Below are 23,781 nucleotides of genomic sequence, written 5' to 3'. Positions count from 1 at the left end.
ATAAGAAATGAATAATTTTGAAAAGAAGGTTCGAGACCTTTACGACAGCTATGAGGGGCTGATTGCCCTGGACAACGAAATGATAGAAGAGGGCAACGGGGTTTATAACCGGTACAAACATCCTGTGTTAACCGCTGCGCATGCCCCATTAAACTGGCGATACGATTTTAGACCGGAAAGCAACCCGAATTTACTGGAAAGGATTGCGATTAATGCAGCATTTAATGCCGGTGCAATTAAATTTAACGGGAAATATATCCTGGTGGTTAGGGTAGAGGCAGCAGACAGAAAATCCTTTTTTGCTGTTGCGGAGAGCCCGAATGGAATAGATCATTTCCGCTTTTGGGATGCACCTGTCATTTTACCGGAAACAGAAGAACCAGACACCAATGTTTATGATATGCGTATTGTCGCACATGAGGATGGCTGGATGTACGGCCTGTTTTGTACAGAACGGAAAGATCCATCTGCTCCAGCTTACGATCAGTCGATGGCAGTAGCACAATGCGGTATTGCCCGGACCAAAGATCTGAAGACCTGGGAACGTCTGGCTGATCTGAAAACACCCTCTCCTCAGCAAAGAAATGTAGTGCTGCACCCGGAATTTGTAGACGGACATTATGCTTTTTTTACCCGTCCGCAGGATGGTTTTATTGAAAGTGGTACAGGTGGCGGCATTGGTTTTGGTCTCAGTGCCTCCATGGAGCAAGCGGTGATTGAAAAGGAAACCGTGGTCGATCCCAAGCAGTACCATACAGTTTACGAAGCGAAGAACGGTATGGGGCCGGAGCCAATTAAAACGGAACATGGCTGGCTTTTTTTGGCGCATGGAGTACGGAATACAGCTGCGGGATTAAGGTATGTATTGTATTTGTTTATGACTGATCTGCATGATCTGACCAAGGTAATTTATAAGCCAGCCGGTTATTTTCTGGCGCCTGAGGGTATAGAAAGAATTGGAGATGTATCTAATGTGGTTTTCTGTAATGGCTGGATTTTAGATGAAGATGGAAAAATATTTATTTATTATGCCTCTTCGGATACAAGAATGCACGTTGCAACCACTAACTTAGCTGTATTACTGGATTATGTGATGAATACGCCTGCAGACGGCCTCCGCTCGACGGCAACCGTACAGACTATTCTGAGCAATATTGAAAACAACCAGCTGGTGAAGAAACATTAAATACATAACGTGGCGGATCAAGAAAAAAAATATGCAGCAGAACTGCAATCGGAATTGTCAAACATCCTGAGTTACTGGATGGATTTTACCCCTGATGATCATTATGGTGGCTTTGTGGGAAGAATTGATCAGGACAACATTATCGATGAAACTGCAGCAAAAGGGGCTGTGCTCCATGCCAGGATCTTATGGTCTTTTGCAGCTGCCTATAATCTGAATCCGCTGCCTGAATATCTTGAACATGCCGGCCGGGCCTATCATTATATCATAGATCATTTCCTTGATCACGAATTTGGTGGCGTGTATTGGTCTGCAGATCCCAAAGGAAATCCGCTGGACACTAAAAAACAGATCTATACCATTGCTTACACTATTTATGCCATGAGTGAATTCTTTATGGCTTCAGGTAAAGAAGTGGCAAAAGACCATGCCGTTGCCTTGTATAAGGATCTGATCCGTTACGGTCTGGACAAAGAAAAAGGCGGTTACCTGGAGGCTTTTGGCCGGCAATGGGAACTGTTGGATGAATCTAAAACCATGAACACCCAATTGCATGTGCTGGAAGGTTTGAGCAATTTATACCGCATATGGCCAGATGAGGAACTGAAACAGCAATTGCTTGATCTTCTTGCAAACTTCAGAAACTCCATTATTGAGGCAGATACAGGCCATTTGGGATTGCTCTTCGATGAAGACTGGGCGCGGAAATCCGATACCATATCCTATGGCCATGACATTGAAGCCTCCTGGTTGTTACAAGAAGCTGCAGAGCTGACCGGAGAAGCAGAACTGATTGCTGCATTTAACGTGATCACCTTAAAAATGTCAACAGCGTCTATGGAAGGCCTTGATGCTGATGGAGGAATGTGGTACACCTGCGAGCCCGCCTCGCAGCGTGTCGTTCGCGAAAAACACTGGTGGGTACAAGCTGAAGCAATGCTTGGATTTTACAAGGCCTGGGAATTATCTGGAGAGGAGAAGTTTCTTGCCGCTTCAATGGGTGCCTGGACATTTGTAAAAAGCAGGATCATCGATAGAAATAATGGCGAATGGTTTTGGGGAATCGGTGCAGATGATCGGGTAATGCCAAATCAAGATAAAACTGGCCCCTGGAAATGTCCGTACCACAACAGCCGTGCATGTATTGAAATTATTAAGAGGACAGCATAAAAAAAGCCATTATCTTTACCCTCCATGAGAACCTTGTTTATCGGCTGTGTGCTGTTGTTCATCAGCACCTCCTTATTTGCCCAAAAGAACACCAATGCAACCCAGGCTGTAGTGACCTATAAATTTCGCAGCAATGGAAAAGATCAGGACGGAGAACTGAAACTATTTATTAAAGATAAGCAGGCACGCCTGGCCAGGAATGGTGCCCAAACAGAGCAGCAGTTCCTGCAGTTTGATGAGGCCGCCAGCTATCAGGTGCTGAACAGTAAAGGCTCCCAGTATACTTTTAAAAAGCCATTTTCGGAATATGCTTCGGCTGAATTGCTGCCGGGTATAGACACCATATGTGGTATTCCCTGTAAAAAAGCAAAGCTCTTCATCCGTTCCAATACCATTGAAATCTGGTATAATACCGATTTGAAAATAAAAGGCAGCCCGGCAATTACCATTGCTCCAGGGCTTGGGCTGGTGCTCAAGACCATTCGCAATGGGAATTCCGAAACGGTAGCTAAAAACATCACTTACCGTAAAATTAAAACGGAAGAACTGCAATGGCCCACCCAATGGGGAATCCTGCTGGATGAGCCCGCTTATCAGCGCCAGGTAATCGAAAGCCGTTATATGACACTGCAGATCTTTAACGACGAGCAAATCAATTTTGGCCGTAAAATAGACAATCCGACGGGAGAGCAAGCCAATACCACCTATCATTTTGCCGGTGGTACAGTGATCATGAAAAAAGTGAAACTGCCTTCTGCTTTGCCAGGACAGCATTTATTTGCAGAACTGGTGCAGCATTCCAATGGAGATGCTTATGACCGTACAGGTTCTGTTTTTATGATTCCGGTAAGCCGTGAAGTGTCGTTTTTAAAAGCACTCCAGAACGGCTTGCAGGTGCTGCCCGTGTATAATGCCAGAAATGGAAAGAAATACCAGGGGATTACCGCAACAGACCAATATCTGCCACCTTTAGAACTGATGAGGTTCTTTACCTCCTTTGGGGTGGGGCATTTTAACGCTCAGGCGAAGATCAAAGGTTACAACTGGGCCGATTCTGTGGTCTACAAACAAGACATCACCACCTTATTGCCAAGTTTACAGGGAGAAGTATGGATTGGTGTTTTTATAGGGAACTATGATAAAGGCGGACATAAAGCCAGTCTTTACTTTAAATACTATCCCGGAGATGATGGAGAGGATAAAAAGCGCGATAAAAAATGGATGATGCCCGTATTTAACACCACAAATCTTATGGAAATGGCAGGTCAGGAATATGGAACACTATTCGATAAGGATTCTCTTACCGTGGCAGTAGAAGTGCCAAAAGGGGTAAAGAACCTGAAATTGAGGTACCTGACCACCGGGCACGGTGGCTGGGAAAACGGCGACGAATTTGTTCCTAAACAAAATGAAATATTTGTAGACGGCAGCCGCACTTATCACTTTATTCCCTGGAGAGAAGACTGTGCAACCTACCGCATGCTGAACCCGGCCTCTGGAAACTTTGGCAATGGTTTGTCTTCATCAGATTTAAGCCGTTCCAATTGGTGCCCGGGCACACTTACCCTTCCCGTAGAAATTCCTTTACCGGATATGAAGCCAGGCAAGCACCTGATCCAGGTGGCGATCCCACTAGGCAAGCCGGAAGGCGGAAGTTTCAGCGCATGGAATGTTTCTGGTGTGCTGATTGGCGACCAGGAATAATTAAATTTTGCAAAAACTATTTATCTTTACCATATTTGGAAAGTAGTATAGAGTAGTACAGAGCCAAATATAATTATTGATCATGAATTTTATTTTTCAAAAAATAAGGGAACTTACCGAAATCAATTCTCTCTCCAAAAATGAACAGCTGATTCAGGGGATTCTAAATGCCATTGATGAAAAGCTGGTTTCCAAAGGAGAGATTCTGCCTTCGGTAAACGCCATGATCAAGGAATTTGGTTTTGCAAGGGAAACCATTGCAAAAGCTTATAAAGAGCTGATCAACCGGGGTATCATCAAGTCTACCAATCGTCTGGGCTATTTTGTGGCCATAGAAGATACAGAGCAAATTCTGAAGGTGGCTCTGGTATTGTTTAATTTTGATGTTTTTCAGGAAGACCTCTATAGAAATTTTAAAGAAGGACTTGGAGAGAATGTGCACTTGGACATCTTTTTTCACCATAATAATATCGAGACCTTCGAAAGTATCCTCTCTAATATGAAGGGTAAATATGGAATGTATGTAATTGCGCCGATTCCACATCCGAAAACCACAGAACTGCTGAAGTCCATTCCCACCAACCGTTTGCTGATGATTGATCGTTATGTGCCGGTAGACGAGGAAGTGTCTTATATTGTGCAGGAATTTGAAGAGCCGGCCTATCAGGCTTTTGCAAGTTTAAGTGAACGGATCAAGGCGTTTGAAGAAATCATATTTTTCTTTAAACCATCCTCTGCAGAACCTATAGATATTCTAAAAGCCTTTAAACGCTTTCTAAAAGATTTTGAGGTGAAGGGTACGGTAAAAACGACCTATGTACCAGGCTCTGTAAAAGCAGGGAAGGTTTATTTTACCATCAACAATTCAGAATTGTGGGTGATCATTAAGGATACAATAGCAAAGAACCTCCAATTGGGCAAGGACGTGGGTATTCTTTCCCATAACGATGACACGGTAAAAGAAATCGTTTGTAATGGCATCACCACTTTTTCGGTAGATTTTGGAGAGATGGGAAAAAAGGCTGCCGGATTTGTATTGGACAGACAAAAAATACAAGAGGTTATGCCTACGCTGTTGCTTAGACGAAATTCATTGTAGAAGTGAATACATCAGCTGTAATCAGTTTATTGGTATGTACGCTGTTGGTTGGTTTTTTTTCCTGGCTCAAGAGCCGGAAGGTCAAAATCACCAATACCACTTCTTTATTCCTGGCCAACCGGAACAACAGTTATTTGCTGGTTGCGGGCTCTCTGTTTTTGAGTAACCTGAGCGCCAATCAGTTTATAGGGGAAAATGAATCGGTTTACATCAATAACATGACCATCATTGGCTGGGGCGTCAGTTCTGTTCTGGCTATGTTGCTGGTTTCTGAATTCCTGATGCCTGTTTATTTCAGAAGCGGAATGATCACCACACCCGATTTTCTGGAAGCCAGGTATGATAAAGGAACCAAACGACTGGTCTCTATCGTCTTTCTGTTCAGTTATATTGTCAATCTGTTGCCAACAGTATTGTATGCAGGTGCGGTAGCTTTTAATGGGATGTTTAATATCAGTCAGGTGCTGCATATCAGCTACTGGCAGGGCATTTGGATCCTGGTCTGGATCATGGGAGGTATAGGCTGCGCTTACTGTATTCTGGGCGGGTTAAAAGCCATTTCAGTTTCAGACAGTATCCTGAGTTTTGGAATGCTGATCATTGCAGTGATCCTTCCTGTCTATGGGCTCAGATATCTTGGACAGGGGAGTATTATAGATGGTTTGCACACTATTATTTCCTCTAAAACTTCTCATTTAAACGCTATAGGCAGTGCAACAGATGCCGTTCCTTTTTCTACTATTTTTACCGGGATGCTGGTGGTGAACATCTATTACTGGGGGATGGAGCAATATATTGTACAGCAGTCACTGGCCGCTAAAAATCTCAGCGAATCTCAAAAAGGGATTGCACTGGCCTGTATTGCAAAACTCCTGAGCCCCTTATTGATCAATGTCCCTGGGCTTATTGCTGTCCATTTGTATCCAAACCTGACCAATACGGCCCAGGTTTTCCCTTTGCTGATTAAAGATGCACTGCCTTCCTTGTTTATCGGATTAATAGGGAGCGTTATATTAGGCTCTGCCATTACGGTATACAATGCCGGCTTAAACAGCAGCAGCACCTTATTTGTACTCAACATCTATAAACCATTAAGGATTAAAAAAAATAAACCCGCCTCAGAAAAGGAGCTTGTTAAAATAGCAAAACTTTTTGAGGTGGCTATTTCTCTTCTGGCGATGTTTATTGCGCCCTTTATCATTTTTGCAGACAAAGGCTTTTACAATTACCTGCAGGAAATCGCCGGAATCTTCAGCATTCCGATTTTCACCATCATCCTTGTTGGGATGATCACCAAGAGAATACCTCCTTTGGCTGCAAAGGTCGCAGTTGTATTCTATATCATCTGTTATGTATTCCTGCACTTTGTATTTCCGGTGCAAATGCATTTTCTTCATTTAATGGCCATTCTCTTCGTGGCAACAATGGCGATCATGTTCCTGATCGGGCGCCTGTATCCAATGCAACACCCCTATGAGTCTACAAAGACGATGATCAATAAAGTACAGCCCTGGAAATATCGTTACCTGGCGGCAGCGGTACTTATTTTGTTGATGATATTTGTTTTTGTTGTTTTTTCTCCGCTTGGTCTTGTTAGGGGATAAAATAGGGTTAAAATGATTTATAGCCCTGTTTTTAACGAGCCATCTGGTCTCCATTTTGGTCATCTGATCTGATTTCCGGAAAAAAAGATTTGCATTTACACTTAAACTTTACAATCTTTAAATTATAGTATAGAATAGTATAGGTTATTCTATGCTTAATAACCAAATTTAAACCAATCCTAAAAATGAAGACACTTTACGATTTATTCAAATTGATGTTTTTCTGTGCGATCTTTTTAACCATTTCTCCAATTCTTTTAAAAGCGCAGGATGTAGAGAAAACCATCACAGGGAAAACCCTTGATGAAATGGGCGGCCCCTTACCTGGTACGACCATAAAGTTGAAGGGTACAGCTAAAACATCAGTAAGCAATAATGATGGAACCTTCAGTATCAAAGTTCCTGGCCCAGATGCTGTCCTGGTTTTTTCCTTTATTGGTTATAACCAGCAGGAAGTTACGGTAGGTAACCGAAATTCTATACATGTTCAGTTGAAACCCAACGAAGAGGGACGCATGCTTAACGATGTCGTTGTGGTTGGGTACGGCAGCCAAAAAAAATCCAATATTACCGGAGCCATTTCTTCCGTAAAAGGAGAGGAATTGTCTAAAATGACGGTCGGAACCGTAGGTTCTGCTTTACAGGGAAAGGTATCCGGGGTTTCCGTTGTGGCTTCGGGAAGTGAACCAGGAAGCAGTCCTCAGGTCTTTATTCGGGGGATCAGTACTTTTGGCTCTAATGCACCACTGTATGTTGTAGATGGGGTGCCTTTAACAGACATCAGCTTTTTAAATCCGAAGAATATTGCCAGTTTAGATGTCCTTAAAGATGCCTCATCTTCAGCGATCTATGGGTCCAGGGCTTCCAATGGTGTAATCATCATTACAACCATTTCCGGAACACAGGGCAAGACCACAATTTCTTTTGATGCGTCAACTGGTTTTTCTGATCCTTTACGTAAACCAAAAATGGCAGATTCTAAAGAATACGCCTCCATTATGAATCTTGCGGCTGGTAATTCAGGAAATCCACCCGTATATAAAGACATCAATGCGATCACCAATTCTACCGACTGGTGGAACGAAGTAACGCAGAGGGGAGTAACACAGGATTACAACTTAAGCTTGACGGGCGGATCTGAAAAATTGAACTACGCGAGCAGTGTAGGATATTATAAAGAAAAGGGGCTGATCCGGACCACAGACTTTAACAGAGTCAATTTTCGATTGAAAACAGAATATAAGATCAGCCCGAAGATCAAAGTAGGACAGGATATTAACATTTCAGGAACAGGCAGAACACCATCACCAAACCCTGGGGGAAGCAATTCTATTTTTCAGAATGCCATTCTTGCCGATCCGGTTACGCCTGCAAGGGTTCAAAGAAGTTCCAGTGAATTTGACAACTACGGCAGTTCTCCAACAGACATCCCCAATACCCTGGCAGTGGTGGAACGGAATTTTCAGAATGTAAAAAACACTTACCTGGTTGGGAGTATTTATGGAAGCTATGAAATTATTCCAGGGCTGACTTTTGAGCCCCGCTTTAGTGTGAACGGTGACCTGTATGAGTACAATAGTTTTTCACCCACCTATAACATCAGTGCCACACAATACAGTCTGGTCAATAAAGCGAGCAGACAACATGATATTTCCAAGTACTGGAACAATACCAATACACTGACCTATAAAAAGCAATTTGGCGATCATAACCTGACGGTACTGGCTGGTTTTACCAATGAGAAATTTATAGATACACGGTTATTTGCCAGCGGTCAGGGTATTCCATCCAATGATCCGACGCTGCGTTATCCAGTAGCATCAACGGGAGGATTTAATATCGGCGTGGGAGATGGTTCCAGATTTGATAATGTCCGTACGTTGCAATCTTATCTGGGCAGGGTCAACTATAGTTATAAGGATAAATATTTGCTGTCTGCAAGTGTAAGGGCCGATGGCTCCTCTATTTTTGCACCTGAACACAGATGGGGAACTTTTCCTGCTTTTTCAGGAGGATGGGTCGTGTCTAAAGAGGACTTCCTGAAAAATACAGCCTGGCTGAGTAATCTGAAGATCCGGGCTGGTTACGGGCAGGTAGGTAACCAGGGTGCCGTTCCACTTGGACAATATGTATCCAATTTAGGAACGGTCTACAGTGCTATGGGGGCAACAGGTGCCTCACAGGTTGGTGTGATCAGAACATCTGTTCCTAACCGCGATCTGAAATGGGAAACGGTGGAAGACATTAACCTTGGACTTGATGCCGGTTTACTCAATAATAAATTAACCCTTTCGGGAGATTACTTTGTTCGCAATGTTAAAGACATGATTGCTACCCAGCTGATTGTTGCCTATGCGGGCTTTGGTGGCAACTCACCCTGGACCAATGTAGGTACCATGCAAACCAAAGGATTTGAATTTAGTATTGGCTATCAGGATAAGGCAGGAGAGGTTAGTTATGGGATCAATCTGAATGCCACACACTACACGGCTACAGCCAAAAAGCTGGCCCAGGGAAATGATATTCTTTCAGGTAATACGGCTATTTTTGGAACCACCAGCTTAACCAGGGAGGGGCATCCGGTAGGTGCTTTTTATGGACTTCAAACAGATGGGATTTTTCAAAATGCAGGAGAAGTAGCTTCCTATAAAAACGCTGCAGGTACCTTGATCCAGCCAAATGCTGTGCCAGGAGATTTCCGTTTTAAAGATTTTAACGGCGATGGTGTGATCAATTCTTCAGACCGTACTTTTATTGGCGATCCTACACCAAAGCTTACCTTTGGTATCAACCTTACTGCAGCCTATAAGAACTTCGACCTGACCGTCTTTTTTACAGGAAACCTGGGTGGAGATCTGGTGAATGTATTGAAAGGATATACCAATTCGGGAAGTAACAATTACAATAAAATTGCAGGGTTGGAAAGTGTTGCATGGCATGGCGAGGGAACCTCTAATACCACACCTCGTATTGCCGCTTTTGACAACAATGGCAATTACTCTAAATTCAATGATTTCTATATTGAAAGTGGTTCTTTTGCCAGGTTGAGGAATTTACAGTTAGGTTACACCATTAACAGCGAGAAGGCAGGAAAGATCAGAGTATTTGCCAGTGCTCAGAACTTGCTGACCATAACTAAATATAAAGGCCTGGACCCTGAACTGGCTTATGGTACGCAATGGACTGACAATAGTTCCGCATTGAACAGAGGACTGGATTGGGGTAATTATCCAACTTCAAGAACCTTTCTTTTTGGGTTAAATTTTACATTCTAAACTTTTGGAGAACTTATTATGAAAAGATATATATTCATGCTCATCGCCATTGCTTCGCTTTCTGCAGGCTGCAAAAAGTTTCTGGATCAGCCTATTATTGGCCGTCAGAATACCGATAATTACTTTAAAACAGAGGCCGATTGCCAGGCCGCTGTGATTGCCTGCTATTTTGGAACACATTCAGACCAGTGGTATGAACTGGACAGAAGTCAAATGATGGGCGATGCCTTGAGTGATGACGCTTTTAAAGGCAATTCAATTCCGGGAGATCAGTCTCTTTTTGGCGATATTGCCCGTTATCACTTTGATGCAACAAATGAATGGTTTGGCTTCAGGTGGAGCTACCTTTGGAAGGGCGTAGGCAATTGTAATTTCGCTATCGAGGGCATCAGTACCTCTATGATAGACAATGCAGTAAAACAAAGACTGATTGCGGAGGCTAAATTTTTAAGGGCTTACTGTTATTTTGAACTGGTAAAGAGCTTTGGAGGCGTGCCTTTGGTGCTGAATGTTCCAGATCCTCAGGCTGTACTTTCCGTAGCCAGGTCCAGTAAAGAAGAGTGCTTCGCTCAGATTGTTAAAGACCTCTCTGATGCAGCAGCGGTATTACCAGAAAGAGCGGCGCAAGGCGCAGACCAGATCGGACGGGCCACCAAGGGAGCAGCCAATGCTTATCTGGCAAAGGCTTATCTGTTTACAGAAAACTGGGCACAGGCACAAAAGTATGCGGATCAGGTAATTGCTTCGGGACAGTATAGCCTGGAACCAAGTTTTAGCAATGTTTGGAGTGTGCGTAACAAAAACGGCGTGGAGTCGATCTTTGAATTTCAATACAACGCAGATCAGACCTTCAATTTAGGAACCGCACTGACCACATTGACGCGAAGCAGGGCCGATGGCGGATGGGGTTTTGATACACCTTCAAGCCATCTGGAGCAGGCATTTCTGAAAGAGAACGACCCGAGATTGAAATGGACCATTATTAAGCAGGGAGATAACGTTGGCGCACCTACACCGAATTTCGATTATTCACATTATGATACCAAGTTGTCTGAAAATGAATCCGGCAGGATCAGCAGAAAATTCTATCTGGCTCCGGCAGACCGCCCGGCAAATGAGCTCTCCCATGCACCGTTAAATATCATCCAGATGCGCTATGCAGATTTACTGCTCATTGATGCAGAGGCTGCTTATCGCAACGGTAACGAGGCTGTAGCCTTGAAAAGCCTGAATATGGTGAGGGAAAGAGCCAACCGCCTGAATCCAGGTACCGTTCTTCCGAGAAGTTCTTCCGGCGCGCAATTGTTAAATGACATCTGGCTGGAGCGAAGACTGGAACTGGCTATGGAAGGGCATCGCTATTATGACTTGGTAAGGCAACACCGTCTGGTGCAAGTCGTTAAGGATTTTTATACCTATAACAACAGCACCAGTACAGATCCTTATGATAAAGGCAATCCAAAAGGTGCTGATGTAGCAGAAAAACACAATTTATTTCCAATACCACAGCAGGATATTGATCTGTCCAAAGGTGTACTGAAGCAAAATCCTGGCTTTTAAGAATAAGCAGATATAACTGTATGAAGACTTATTGATATATTGATCATTGAATACCCAAATTATTACCTCAAGATGCGAACAAGAATTTTGCTGATTACGTTCCTTGGCCTATCGGGCGGCTTTTATCAAAAGCTATTGGCTCAGGAAAAATTTATAGAAGCCGAAGCTGCAAACCTGTCTAATGGTGCAAGAATAGAAGCCTGTTCCACCTGTTCTGGTGGAAATAAAGTAGCTGGTCTGGGAGATCTGAAAAATGGTGCAGCCGTTTTTAGTCTGCAAGTACCCAAGGCAGGTCTTTATCCTTTAACCGTCTATTTCAGGGTTTCGGATGACCGGAGCCTGAGCGTTCGGGTCAACCAGGAGAGCGTTCCGCAGAAGGTTGTTTTCCGGCGTATTGCGCCGGCAGAGCAGTCCAGCTTGCAGCAAATCTTTGTTCCGCTGAAAGCAGGTCTTAATACGGTATCTTTTGATAATCCTGTAGAAGGTGGTCCAGATCTGGACCGGATTGCCTATGGTACAGTCCCTGTAAAGTCCTTGAGCTTTAAAGGCACCATTAAAGACAAAAGCGGGAAACCTGTTAAAGGTGTAGAGGTGCAACTCCGGGGAGGCGCGGATCGTCTGGTCAGCACAGATGCTGCCGGAAATTACCGGATCAATGATGTTCCGGAAGGTGATTATTTGCTCTCTGCATTTGCAAACGGTCAGCTTATTTTTCCCCATTCCAGAACTGCAGGGGCTAAAGATCATGGTGCAGCTTTAAATTTTACCGCTTCAACATTTGTTAAAAAAACAGCCGATATCCGAAAGCTGGGTCAAGGCAATACCTATATCAATTACAATGTTAAAACCGGTACGGCCGATTTTTATACCCTTGGAAAACAGATTCTTTCTAATGTTTATGCAGAAGCCCATATTCCAAAGGTGATTTCCAGTATGGATTATTCCACACATGAAATCAAAGAAGAACCTTTTACAGATCAGCTCGGTAGCGGAACACTTTTTAGCGTAAATTCCACTGCAAAGGGACTTCCGGAGATGATCCAGGAATATTGGTTGTATGCAGATAAAGGATTTATCCTGAGCAGGCTTTCTGTAAAGAGCAATGAAGCATTCAGCAGCGCTTATATGGCCCCCTTAAAATCTGAGACCTCTTTTCAGGTTCTTCCTTCAGGAAATAATTATGCCTTATTTGTACCTTTTGACAACGACAAATGGGTGCGTTATGTAGCTTTTCCTTTCAGTAAGGTGGTCTCCAGTCATGAAGTATCCGTGTTGTTTAATGAAAAATCAAACCAGGGGCTGGTGATTGGTTCTGTAGACCACGATAACTGGAAAACAGGTGTGGTGACCGCAACAGAAGGCAATACACTCCGTCGTCTGGAAGCTTATGGTGGCTTTACTTATGCGACATCGAGGGATATCCTGCCTCATGGAAAGATCAGCGGCAAGCTGGTGCGTTCGCCCAGAATGTTTGTAGGTTCATATACAGACTGGAAAGAAGGAATGAATGATTTTGCAGCAGTCAATTCTGGTTTACATAAAAGATTGAAATGGCCTGGAGGCGTTCCCTTTGGCTGGAACAGCTGGGGCAAGATTCAGTTCAACCTGACTGGTCAAAAAGCGGTGGAAGTGTCTGATTTTTTTGCCAAAGCGCTTAGGGATAAAAGTTTTGAGAACGATGGAATCACCTATATTGGACTCGATGCCGGAGCTGAAGACCGGTCAGATGAAGAGCTGACTGCTTTTGTAAACGAGTGCAGGAAGAACAACCAGATTCCCGGTGGTTACTATGGTCCCTTTGCCGATTGGGGTGGAGACAGTACCAGGACTATAGAGGGAACGCCTTATATGTATAAGGACCTTTACCTCAGAGCACATGGTAACAAGCAATATATTGATGGTGCTGCGGCTATTGATCCAACCCATCCGGGTACCAAAGCCAGGATTAAAAGATCTCTGGAAAGATTTAAACGGCTCGGTTTTAAATTTATGAAAGTCGATTTCCTGGCCCATGCTTCCCTGGAGGCCGATCACTATTACAATCCAAAAGTGACCACTGGAATCCAGGCCTACAACGAAGGAATGAAATACCTGAGGGAAGTACTGGGCGATAGTATTTACCTCAATCAGGCCATATCGCCAATTTTCCCGGCAGATTATGCACAGTCCAGGCGCATTGCCTGTGATGTTTTTGGAGATACAGAAAAAATAGAATACGCCATGAACTCGCTTACCTATGGCTGGTGGCTCTCTAAGGTGTATTTGTACAATGATGCAGACCATATTGTCCTGGAAGGACATTCTGAAGCAGAGAACCGTTCCAGGGTAACTTCATCCGTAACAACCGGAATCTATATCTCGGGGGATGACCTGAGTGCGGGGGGGAGCATGGAAGCGAAAACGAAATCCCTTAAATTCCTCACCAATCCCGATGTCAATGCAATTGCCCGTTCGGGACAGTCTTTCCAGCCCGTTTATCCCGCACAAGGTGGAAAGGCAGCCAATGCTTTTTTCAGAAAAGACGGTCAATACCTTTACCTGGCCTTATTCAATTACAGTAAGGAGGAAGCCCATCTCCGTATCCCGGTAACAGCCATTCCGGGTGTGCTTTTAAGTGGAAGCAGCTATAAAGAACTCTGGACAGGTCAAACAGGTACAGCCGGAACGACGCTGGAAGAAACTATACCTGCGGCAGATGTCCGTATTTTAAGATTTGAACTCACTAAAAAATAATTACCCATTGATATGACTTTTAAATTCCGATTCCTTGTTAAACCATTTTTCTTTGTTTTTTTTATCGGTACAGGCAGTACCTTTATGGCAAAGGCACAGTCTGCATTTGTGATTCCGATAGAATCAAAAAATAATGCACTGGCCCTTCAGGTGGGTGCCAGGAAGGACCTCTCCACCATTTATTTTGGTAAAAAACTAACCAGCACCGGAGAGTATGCCCATGTACCGGCTGTATATAGACAGACCAGCGATTATACAGGCTTGTTAAATTCTGTGTATACACCATCTGGTTCCCGGAATCTTATGGAACCTGCCATTACGGTTACGCATGCAGATGGAAACAATTCCCTGGACCTTAAATATGTGAGCCACAAAATCACCGATGTAAAAGAAGGGGTGAAATTGCTATCCGTAGTCTTAAAGGATCCGGTTTATGCATTTGAAGTGACGCTGTTTTACCAGGTGTATTATAATGAAGATGTGATAGAGCAATGGACAGAGATCCGCCACCAGGAAAAAGGGAATGTGGTCCTGCACAAATTTGCCTCGGCCAATCTTCATTTAAAAGCAGGCAGTTATTGGTTAAAACAATACCATGGAGACTGGGCTAAAGAAATGCAGCCGGAAGAATCTAAACTGACCCATGGCATCAAGACACTGGATACCAAACTCGGTACCCGGGCTAACCTTTTCCAGCCTTCTGTATTTATGGTTTCTTTAGATAAACCGGCCGGGGAAGATGAGGGCGATGTATTGTACGGTGCACTGGAGTACAGTGGTAATTTCAGGATCGATCTTGAAGTAGATTATCAGGACAACCTGAGGATCATTGCAGGAATCAATAACTATGCCTCTCCTTATACGCTAAAACCAGGTGAAATCTTTAAGACACCGGCCTTTTTATATACCTTTTCTGATCAGGGTAAAGGTGCGGCCAGCCGCAAACTTCAAAGCTGGGCAAGGAATTACAAATTGCTGGATGGAAAAGGAAGCCGGCTTACCTTGCTGAACAACTGGGAAGCTACGCAATTTGATTTCAATGAAAACAAGCTTGCAGACTTGTTGAAGGATACAAAAAAACTGGGCGTTGATCTTTTTCTGCTGGACGATGGTTGGTTTGCCAATAAATATCCAAGAAATGATGATCACGCGGGTCTGGGCGATTGGCAGGAGAACAAAAAGAAATTGTCTAATGGCATTGCTTCGCTGATCAAAGAGGCACAAAATAATGAAGTGAAGTTTGGGATCTGGATTGAGCCTGAAATGGTGAATCCTAAAAGTGAGCTTTATGAAAAGCATCCGGATTGGGTGGTTAAGGAAGACAAGCGGGAGGAATATTATTTCAGGAACCAGCTGGTCCTGGATTTGAGTAATCCGCAGGTGCAGGATTTTGTGTATGGCGTTGTAGATGGTTTATTTACTAAAAACCCGGAACTGGCTTATATCAAATGGGATTGCAATGCGGTAATTTACAATGCCCATTCGGCTACGCTGAAAAATCAGAACCATTTTTATATTGAGTATATGCGGGGTTTGTATAAGGTGCTCGAGAGAATCCGTGCCAAATATCCAACGGTGCCTATGATGTTGTGTTCTGGTGGCGGTGGCAGGGTAGATTATGCTGCATTGCAGTATTTTACCGAATTCTGGCCAAGTGACAATACAGATCCTCTGGAGCGTATTTTTATGCAATGGGAATATTCTTATTTCTACCCGGCCATCAGCAGTTCCAACCACGTAACCGATTGGGGTAAGCAGCCACTTAAGTTCCGCACGGATGTGGCAATGATGGGTAAACTGGGATTTGATATCGTGGTGAGTAAACTTTCGGGGAATGACCTGAAATTTTGCAAAGAGGCGATACAGGTGTATAATGATTTGAAACCGACCATTTGGCAGGGTAATCAATACAGGCTGGCCAATCCTGGGGAAGGCAGTGTGGCATCCATGTTGTATCTATCGGATGACCTGTCTAAGGGGGTTGTTTTTAATTATCTGGTGAGCAGCAGGTATGATGAAGGAAGTAAATTGCCTGTACGTTTGAAAGGTTTGGATCCTGCCAGGAAGTACAGACTTAAAGAGGTTAACCTGTATCCGGGCGCGTCTTCTGCTCTGTCTGGTGAGCAGGTTTATTCTGGTGATTTTTTAATGAAAGTTGGATTTAACCCGTTGCTTGATCTGAACAGGACTAGTGTTGTTGTGCAAATAGAAGCTTTGTAGGGAATTTTAGATGGCTGATTGCTGCTGCAGCGCTTTTATGGCCATCTTCCTGCCCTTATAAATCATATAAACCCCATAAGCAATGGTAGCAAGGGCTAGTCCTGTGCCTACCATTGCTAATATATTTCTTTGAGAGAAGGTCTGATGGAGGCTGAAGTAAATGGCTGAAATAGCAATTATACAACTCCAGGTAGCTAGATAATAGTCTATTTTTCTTCTAAATACCCAGGCCAGGGGATAAAAATGCAAACCCACCACCAGCGCCATAAGTGGAATGGAAAGTTCTGGATGATGCATGTATATGGCAATATTGATCGCAATTGGAATGCTGATGCCTTCAAGACCAAAAATGATAGCAAACCATTTTCCTGATCTTTTTTTCTCCTGATTTTGCTGGTCGGAGGAAGATAATGGCAGTGTTGAGGAGAGACGAAACAATTTGATGCTATTGACTATAAAGACAAGAACGATGATGATGCAGAGGTACAGGAACAAATGTCGGTCCTGACCTTGATAACCACCATTTGCGATCGAACTCCAAATCATAGTGAATACAGACATGAGGAGCAGGCCAGTTGCAACAGCACGCAGGGCTTCTCTGGGGATGTTATTTTCTTGAGTGTTCATAGACAGATTAAAGATACAGCATAAAAATATAAAGAGGTGAATTTTGAAAAATTTAGCTTGTTGATTCGGGGCTGACGATATCAGGTGGGCTGAATTATGTCGGAAAATTCTGTACAGCTGCTTCAGGGCTAACGATATCAGGCGGGCTGAAGAAGCCCGCAGATCTCTGAGGCCTTTCCGCAGCGTACGAGAATTTTCCTTAGCAAATTGCAGAGGGAGGGAGGAGACCATGTTGGGTGCGGGTTTTTCTATAGGTTTTGGATTGTATCTGGTTGATCATTGATATAATAGTGGTTATTGGTAAATAAAAACTAAACAAATAATATATAAGGAAAAAACAGGAGCTAAACAGGTATTTTATCCCTGTTATATCCCTGTTTAATCCCTGTTTGGTTCCTGTTTGATCCCTGTTTATATTAAGCCAATTGATACTTTGTTACGTCTTTGGATGTAGGATGATTTAAACTGGTTATTTTTCAATTTTAGATGGTTGTTTTTTAATCCTGGTTATGGATTGAGTAGTGATGAACCGCTGAATTTATACGGGAACTCAGGCTATGCACCCAGAAAAAAAAGAAGGATGAAGGGAGAAGGCCTTTTAAGGTTTGCGGGCTTTTTCTGCCCGCCTAAGCTTAAGCAGCCTTCGAGCTCATCCTTCTTTTTTTTATAAGATAAAAGATCCTGCATAATTCATTCCTAAACTTAACCAGCCTTCGAACTCATCCTTCTTTTCTTGCAAAGCCATTTTTATAAGATAGATCTGTAATTTATTTCCATATATCCTGGAAATTATTTCAACAAAAATTTGTTTTTTTTTAAATATTACTAAATTGCGATACCAAACCAAACAATTCATTGCTATTTCCATAAGAAATCTTGAATTAAAGAACTGTTATTCCTAAACGAACTAAATTAAAGCATAAATATGGCAACCCATGGGGTAGTTTATGATTTGATCAATGAAAAGCTATTGCTCCATAAGATTTCTATGGGTGATGAAGCTGCTTTTAAAGAGGTCTTTGATACCTATAAAGGCAGGGTATTCACATTTGTAGAAAATTTTATTCATTCCAGAGCAGATGCCGAAGAGATTGTTCAGGAAACCTTTCTAAGCCTGTGGCAGCAGCGGAATAGTCTGACCAGCGTGGAACATCCGAGAAATTATATATATACCCTGGTGAGGAACAAAACCATGCGGTATATAGGCAATGTCATCAGAGATGAAAAAATGCAGCGGATCATCCTGGCAAATATGCAAACCGAAAGCAATTCAACCCAGGAGGATATGGAGTTTCGTGAAAGTAAGAAACGCATAGATGAAGCCATAGCCAGGCTACCTGAACAGAAACAGAAAATTTTCCGGATGTGTCGGGAGGAAGGGCTTAGCCATGAGTATATTGCTGCAGAAACCGGACTTTCCAAAAGCAGGGTGAAAAATATTATGGTTGAAGTTTTAAGATATGTTCGCCTCTTTTTAGCACAGGAAGGCCATTTAATGGTACTTTTTGTCCTTCTGAAAAAAATATTTTAAAAAAAAATCAATTTAGGGCGGTCCTTTAAGCACTTTCATGTAACTATAGGATAGTACTGCACAAATAGCAGCGATTTGTCCTGATGGAGAGAACAACAGAAAGGTTTGAATACCTTCTCGAAAAATATATAAACAAGGCAGTAAGCCAGGAGGAATTAAAGGAGTTTTTTAATTACCTGGAACTGGATGAATACAACCGTCGTTTAGAGGTAGAAATGGAGCAGCGGTATAAAACCGTTGTGCCCGGGGCAGGTGTGCATACGGTAAACTGGGATGAGATGTTTACAGGAATTGTCTCTGCACCAGAAGAAAGGAAGATCCGGCCCTTATGGAAAAAGGTATTGAAAATAGCGGCCGTATGGACAGTCATTGCTGGTACAGGACTGCTGATTTGGAAAGAACGTACTGAGCGTTTGAAAATGACGTCAAAAGCAGTCGTTTTACACCATAGTGATAAAGAACCGGGGAGCAATAAAGCGGTACTTAAACTCGGCAATGGAAAAGAGATCATTCTTGATGCGAGTAATGATGGGCTGCTGGCCAGTCAGGGAAGTACCAAAATCAGGAAAACAGCGGATGGTATGCTGATGTATGATGCGGCCTCCGCGAATATAGATGATGTTGCAGGTAAGTCCTATATAAATACATTAAGTACCCCTTCCGGGGGTCAATACAAGATCATTCTCCCAGACAACAGCCAGGTTTGGCTGAATTCCAGTTCATCGATATCCTTTCCGGCGGTATTTACCGGAGCCGAAAGAAATGTGACTTTAACCGGAGAGGCTTATTTTGAAGTTTCAAAGGATAAGAACCATCCTTTTAAAGTAAAAGCCGGAAAAGCAGAAGTTACGGTATTAGGCACGCATTTTAACATTATGTCTTATGCAGATGAACCCAGATCTGAGGTTTCTTTAGCAGAAGGCTCTGTCCGGGTAAACCTGGAGAGAAATTCTCAGCTGCTGGTTCCGGGCCAGCAGGCTTTGTTCAGCAGTGGTTCAGATCATATCAGCCTGAAAAATATTGATCCGGAGGAGGTTGCAGACTGGAAGAACGGTTATTTTCAGTTTGACAATACCCCCATTGAACAGGTCATGCGCCAAATAAAGAGGTGGTACAATATAGAGGTCGTTTATCAGGATGTAAAGCCCGGGCTGTACATTACAGGGATGATCTCCAGGACAAAGAAATTATCCAAGATCCTGGAAATGCTGAAAGAAACCAGCGGTCTGGAATTTGAAGTTGAAGCGAAACAAATCACTGTTAAAACAGGAAAGGAGATGATTATGAAGAAATAATTACTAAAATTCTAGAGGTTAACCTATAAAAATTAACCTTTCCGGATTGCGTCCCGGAAAGGTCAAAAAATCCTGCTTGGCGGCAGGGTTGAAGGGTTACCCTATTCATTGTGTCAATCAACCAATACTTAAACCCTACAAATCAAATATATGAATGATTATTCACATTCAATAAGGAGCGCTATTGCCCCTTATAAAATTGCCATACTGGTTATGAAACTCACAGGAATATTAATCCTGGTCCTTTCCCTGCAGGCATCAGCAACCACTTTTGCCCAGCGGGTAACGCTCTCCAAGGACCATGTCAGTTTGAAGGAACTATTTAAAGAAATAAGGAAACAAACTGGTTACGATTTTATCTACGGTAATGAGGTACTGGAACGCACCGGACCCATCACCGTACAGGTAAAAGACAAAGAAATTGCTGATGTGCTTAAATCTATTTTTGAGCCCAGGAATTTAACTTTTACCATTAAAGACAAAGACATCCTGGTTAAAGCGGTACATGTTGCTGCTGCACCAGAGCGGGTTGTTACCGGAAAAGTGGTGTCGGCTAATGATGGTATTGGCTTACCTGGTGTTTCGGTAAGAATTAAAGGCGCTACACTGGCCACCTCTACCAATGAAATGGGTGACTTCTCCATTCGGGTAAAGGATGGAGATATTTTGGTGGTAAGCATGCTGGGTTTTAAAAGTCAGGAGATTCCTGTTACCGGAAAAAACACCTTTAGTGTTCAGATGCGTGAGGATACCAATGCCCTTACTGAGGTGGTGGTTACGGGGTTTCAGAACATTGAAAAGAAATTGTTTACCGGTGCTGCAACGACCATTAAAGGTTCGGATATCAAACAAGACGGAGTAATCGATGTGAGTCGTATGCTGGAAGGTAAAGTGGCAGGGGTATCGGTACAAAATGTTTCCGGAACCTTTGGAGCGGCGCCTAAAATACGTGTCCGTGGTGCAACTTCCATTTCAGGTGAGAACAAGCCGCTTTGGGTAGTGGATGGAGTGGTGCTGGAAGATATTGTAAATATTTCCAATGATCAGCTTTCCAGCGGAGATGCAACCACTTTACTTGGTTCATCGGTTGCGGGTATCAATGCAGATGATATTGAAAGCTTCAATATCCTGAAAGATGCTTCTGCAACGGCTTTGTATGGAGCGAGAGCAATGAATGGTGTGGTCGTGATCACCACTAAAAAAGGTAAAGCCGGAAATACAACGATCAACTATAGCGGGAACTTTTCCAGCTTTTTGAAACCAAGCTACGATACTTATAATATCATGAATTCAGCAGATCAGATGTCTGTGTATGCTGAAGTTTACCGTAAAGGTGGCTTATCGCCAAATATTGTGAACGGTATGAATGGCGGTGTATTTGCTAAAATGTACCAGCAGATCAATACTTTTGATGCAACTTCAGGACAGTTTGGTGTAGAGAATACCCCGGAAGGAAGATCTGCATTTTTAAAGCAATATGCGAAAGCAAATACCGATTGGTTTGATGTACTTTTCCGGAATTCTTTCGTACAGGAACATTCCCTGAGTATTTCTTCGGGATCTGAGAAATCACAGCACTATTTCTCTATGGGTTATTATAACGACAATGGCTGGACCATTGCGGATAAGGCCAAACGTTATACGATGAACCTGCGCGGAAACTATACCCTTTCACCAAAATTGAATATTGGTATCCTGGCCACAGGCGCTTTCCGCCAGCAAAGGGCTCCGGGAACACTGGGCCGTACCAGCAATGTTGTTGAAGGTAAATATACCCGCGATTTCGACATTAACCCATTTAGTTATGCATTGAATACCAGTCGTACTTTACGGCCTTATGATGAAAATGGAAACCTGGAGTACTTTACCCGTAATTATGCACCTTTTAACATTATAAAAGAGTTGGATAACAATTATATCGACCTGGATATGATTGATATGAAATTACAGGGGGAACTGAACTATAAATTCCTGAAAGATTTTGAATTCAGATCTGTCGGTGCGATGCGTTATGTAAAGACCACACGTGAGCATAAGATTACTGAATATTCCAATATGGCAGCGGCTTACCGCTATATGCCGAACTCGACCATCACCAATGCCAATATTTTCTTGTATGATGACCCCGATCATCCGGAAATCATTGATAAAGAAACGGTATTGCCACAGGGTGGTTTTTACAACAGGAATGATGATTATCTGTTGAATTTCAATGTCAGAAATCAGATCAACTGGAGACATGATTATGGTAAGCATGCCCTGAGTGCATTTATTGGCCAGGAGATCAAATATGCAAACCGTCAAAACAGTTTCAGCAATGGTTACGGCTACCAATATGATAAGGGCGGTAAACCCTTCATTGATTACCGCATTATAAAAATGCAACTGGAAGGCAATTACAATTATTATGGAATGGACCAGTTCTATGATAGATATGCAGCCTTCTTTGCTAACGGAAGTTATTCTTACGATTCAAAATACATTATTAACGGTACCTACCGGTATGATGGAAGTAACCGTTTGGGAGAAACCAGCAAAGCCAGATGGCTGCCGACCTGGACCATAAGTGGCGCCTGGAATGTGGACGAAGAGGAATTTATTAAGAAGATTCCAACCATCAGCTTTTTAAAAATGAGGTTAGGATACGGATTAACCGCAAGTATGGGAAGTGCCACCAATTCATCGGTGGTATTGACCAACAGCACAACCTTGAGACCGAGGTTATCTGAAGTGGAGCCGAGGATTGAACTGGATGGTTTGGAAAATTCTGAACTGACCTGGGAGAAACAATATGAAACGAATATAGGTGTGGACCTGGGGCTATTTCAAAGCCGTGTAAATTTCTCTTTTGATTATTACAGAAGAAATGGTTTTGACCTGATCGGAAGTTTCCGTACTTCAGGTATTGGAGGGGAGTTCACCAAATATGCCAATTATGCGGATATGAAATCCCGGGGGGTAGAGATTACACTTGGTGGTATGCCAGTCAAAACAAAAGATTTCAGCTGGTCAACGAATTTTACCTTCGGATACTCTAAAAACAGGATTTCGAACTTAAAAAGCAAGCCACGTATCTACGATTTAATTGTACCAGAAGGCGGTCCTAAAGAAGGTGGAGCGGTAAGAGGCTTATATTCTATCGACTTCAAAAAACTGAATGGTGTTGGCGTACCTACTTTTATAGACGATTATGGACAGCTCAATACCAGTGTGTATGTTCAAAGTACCACAACCGATTACCTGAAATATGAAGGCCCGGTAGATCCTCCGGTTACTGGTGGCTGGACCAATACATTTAGATATAAAGATTTCTATTTTAACTTTTTTGTTTCTTACCAAACGGGTAACAAGATCAGGTTAAACAATGTTTTCTCTACCAGTTATGACGACAGCAAAGCCATGCCAAGAGAATTTCTGGACAGGTGGACTTTACCTGGAGATGAAAACATGACCAATGTGCCTGCAATAGCCGATTACCTGATGATCAAGTCTTTGTCTGGTAAATATCCGTTTACGGCTTATAACTATTCTTCAGACAGGGTTGCAGATGGCTCATTTGTACGCCTTAAACAGGTAGCTGTGGGTTACGATCTGTCTAAGAAATTTGCAAAGACGATCGGGGTAAACTCATTGTCTTTAAAACTGCAGGGCAACAACATCTGGCTGATCTATGCGGATAAAAAACTAAAAGGCCAGGATCCGGAGTTCTTTGGTTCCGGTGGTGTGGCATTGCCTATCCCGCAACAGTTTACATTGTCTCTAAAAGTTGGAATTTAA

The 23,781-nt window shown here is 42.9% G+C and carries 13 protein-coding genes; 12 read left to right on the top strand and 1 reads right to left on the bottom strand.

Annotation, left to right across the window (positions count from 1 at the left end; translation table 11 throughout):
- Nucleotides 1-7 precede the first annotated feature (7 nt).
- The 9 genes from R2S08_RS05970 (at nt 8) to R2S08_RS05930 (ending at nt 16,551) form a co-directional block, all read left to right on the top strand.
- Nucleotides 8-1,186, top strand: coding sequence for a glycosidase (locus R2S08_RS05970; protein ID WP_316834285.1), 1,179 nt, complete (start codon nt 8-10; stop codon nt 1,184-1,186).
- Between the two features lie 9 nt (nt 1,187-1,195).
- Nucleotides 1,196-2,356, top strand: coding sequence for an AGE family epimerase/isomerase (locus R2S08_RS05965; RefSeq protein ID WP_316834284.1), 1,161 nt, complete (start codon nt 1,196-1,198; stop codon nt 2,354-2,356).
- Between the two features lie 24 nt (nt 2,357-2,380).
- Nucleotides 2,381-4,060, top strand: a complete 1,680-nt coding sequence (locus R2S08_RS05960; protein ID WP_316834283.1) for a PNGase F N-terminal domain-containing protein — start codon at nt 2,381-2,383, stop codon at nt 4,058-4,060.
- 82 nt (nt 4,061-4,142) lie between these two features.
- Nucleotides 4,143-5,159: a GntR family transcriptional regulator gene (locus R2S08_RS05955; RefSeq protein WP_316834282.1), complete on the top strand. Its 1,017-nt coding sequence runs from the start codon at nt 4,143-4,145 to the stop codon at nt 5,157-5,159.
- Between the two features lie 2 nt (nt 5,160-5,161).
- Nucleotides 5,162-6,763, top strand: a complete 1,602-nt coding sequence (locus R2S08_RS05950) for a solute:sodium symporter family transporter (RefSeq protein ID WP_316834281.1) — start codon at nt 5,162-5,164, stop codon at nt 6,761-6,763.
- A 185-nt stretch (nt 6,764-6,948) separates the two neighbouring features.
- Nucleotides 6,949-10,038 carry a TonB-dependent receptor gene (locus R2S08_RS05945; RefSeq protein ID WP_316834280.1) on the top strand — a complete coding sequence of 1,030 codons (3,090 nt, stop codon included), beginning with the start codon at nt 6,949-6,951 and terminating at the stop codon, nt 10,036-10,038.
- Between the two features lie 18 nt (nt 10,039-10,056).
- Nucleotides 10,057-11,598: a RagB/SusD family nutrient uptake outer membrane protein gene (locus tag R2S08_RS05940; RefSeq protein ID WP_316834279.1), complete on the top strand. Its 1,542-nt coding sequence runs from the start codon at nt 10,057-10,059 to the stop codon at nt 11,596-11,598.
- A gap of 72 nt (nt 11,599-11,670) precedes the next feature.
- Nucleotides 11,671-14,331, top strand: coding sequence for a carboxypeptidase regulatory-like domain-containing protein (locus R2S08_RS05935; protein WP_316834278.1), 2,661 nt, complete (start codon nt 11,671-11,673; stop codon nt 14,329-14,331).
- A gap of 12 nt (nt 14,332-14,343) precedes the next feature.
- Nucleotides 14,344-16,551: an alpha-galactosidase gene (locus R2S08_RS05930; RefSeq protein ID WP_316834277.1), complete on the top strand. Its 2,208-nt coding sequence runs from the start codon at nt 14,344-14,346 to the stop codon at nt 16,549-16,551.
- A 6-nt stretch (nt 16,552-16,557) separates the two neighbouring features.
- Here R2S08_RS05930 and R2S08_RS05925 read toward each other — a convergent pair whose 3' ends face one another.
- The gene (locus R2S08_RS05925) at nt 16,558-17,178 is read right to left on the bottom strand and encodes a hypothetical protein (protein ID WP_316834276.1); all 621 of its coding nucleotides are present in this window, start codon (nt 17,176-17,178) and stop codon (nt 16,558-16,560) included.
- A gap of 925 nt (nt 17,179-18,103) precedes the next feature.
- Between R2S08_RS05925 and R2S08_RS05920 the strand changes: the two genes are divergently transcribed.
- The 3 genes from R2S08_RS05920 (at nt 18,104) to R2S08_RS05910 (ending at nt 23,781) form a co-directional block, all read left to right on the top strand.
- On the top strand, nt 18,104-18,709 hold the full coding sequence (locus R2S08_RS05920) for an RNA polymerase sigma-70 factor (protein ID WP_316834275.1): 606 nt from the start codon (nt 18,104-18,106) through the stop codon (nt 18,707-18,709).
- A gap of 83 nt (nt 18,710-18,792) precedes the next feature.
- The gene (locus R2S08_RS05915; protein WP_316834274.1) at nt 18,793-20,004 is read left to right on the top strand and encodes a FecR family protein; all 1,212 of its coding nucleotides are present in this window, start codon (nt 18,793-18,795) and stop codon (nt 20,002-20,004) included.
- Between the two features lie 150 nt (nt 20,005-20,154).
- A complete protein-coding gene (locus R2S08_RS05910; protein WP_316834273.1) occupies nt 20,155-23,781 on the top strand; it encodes a SusC/RagA family TonB-linked outer membrane protein in 3,627 nt (1,208 codons plus the stop codon).

It is taken from the genome of Pedobacter nutrimenti, assembly GCF_032678445.1.
Classification (GTDB): domain Bacteria; phylum Bacteroidota; class Bacteroidia; order Sphingobacteriales; family Sphingobacteriaceae; genus Pedobacter; species Pedobacter nutrimenti_A.
The sequence above is the reverse complement of the archived record's forward strand: the minus strand, read 5'-3'. Positions and strand labels throughout refer to the sequence as shown.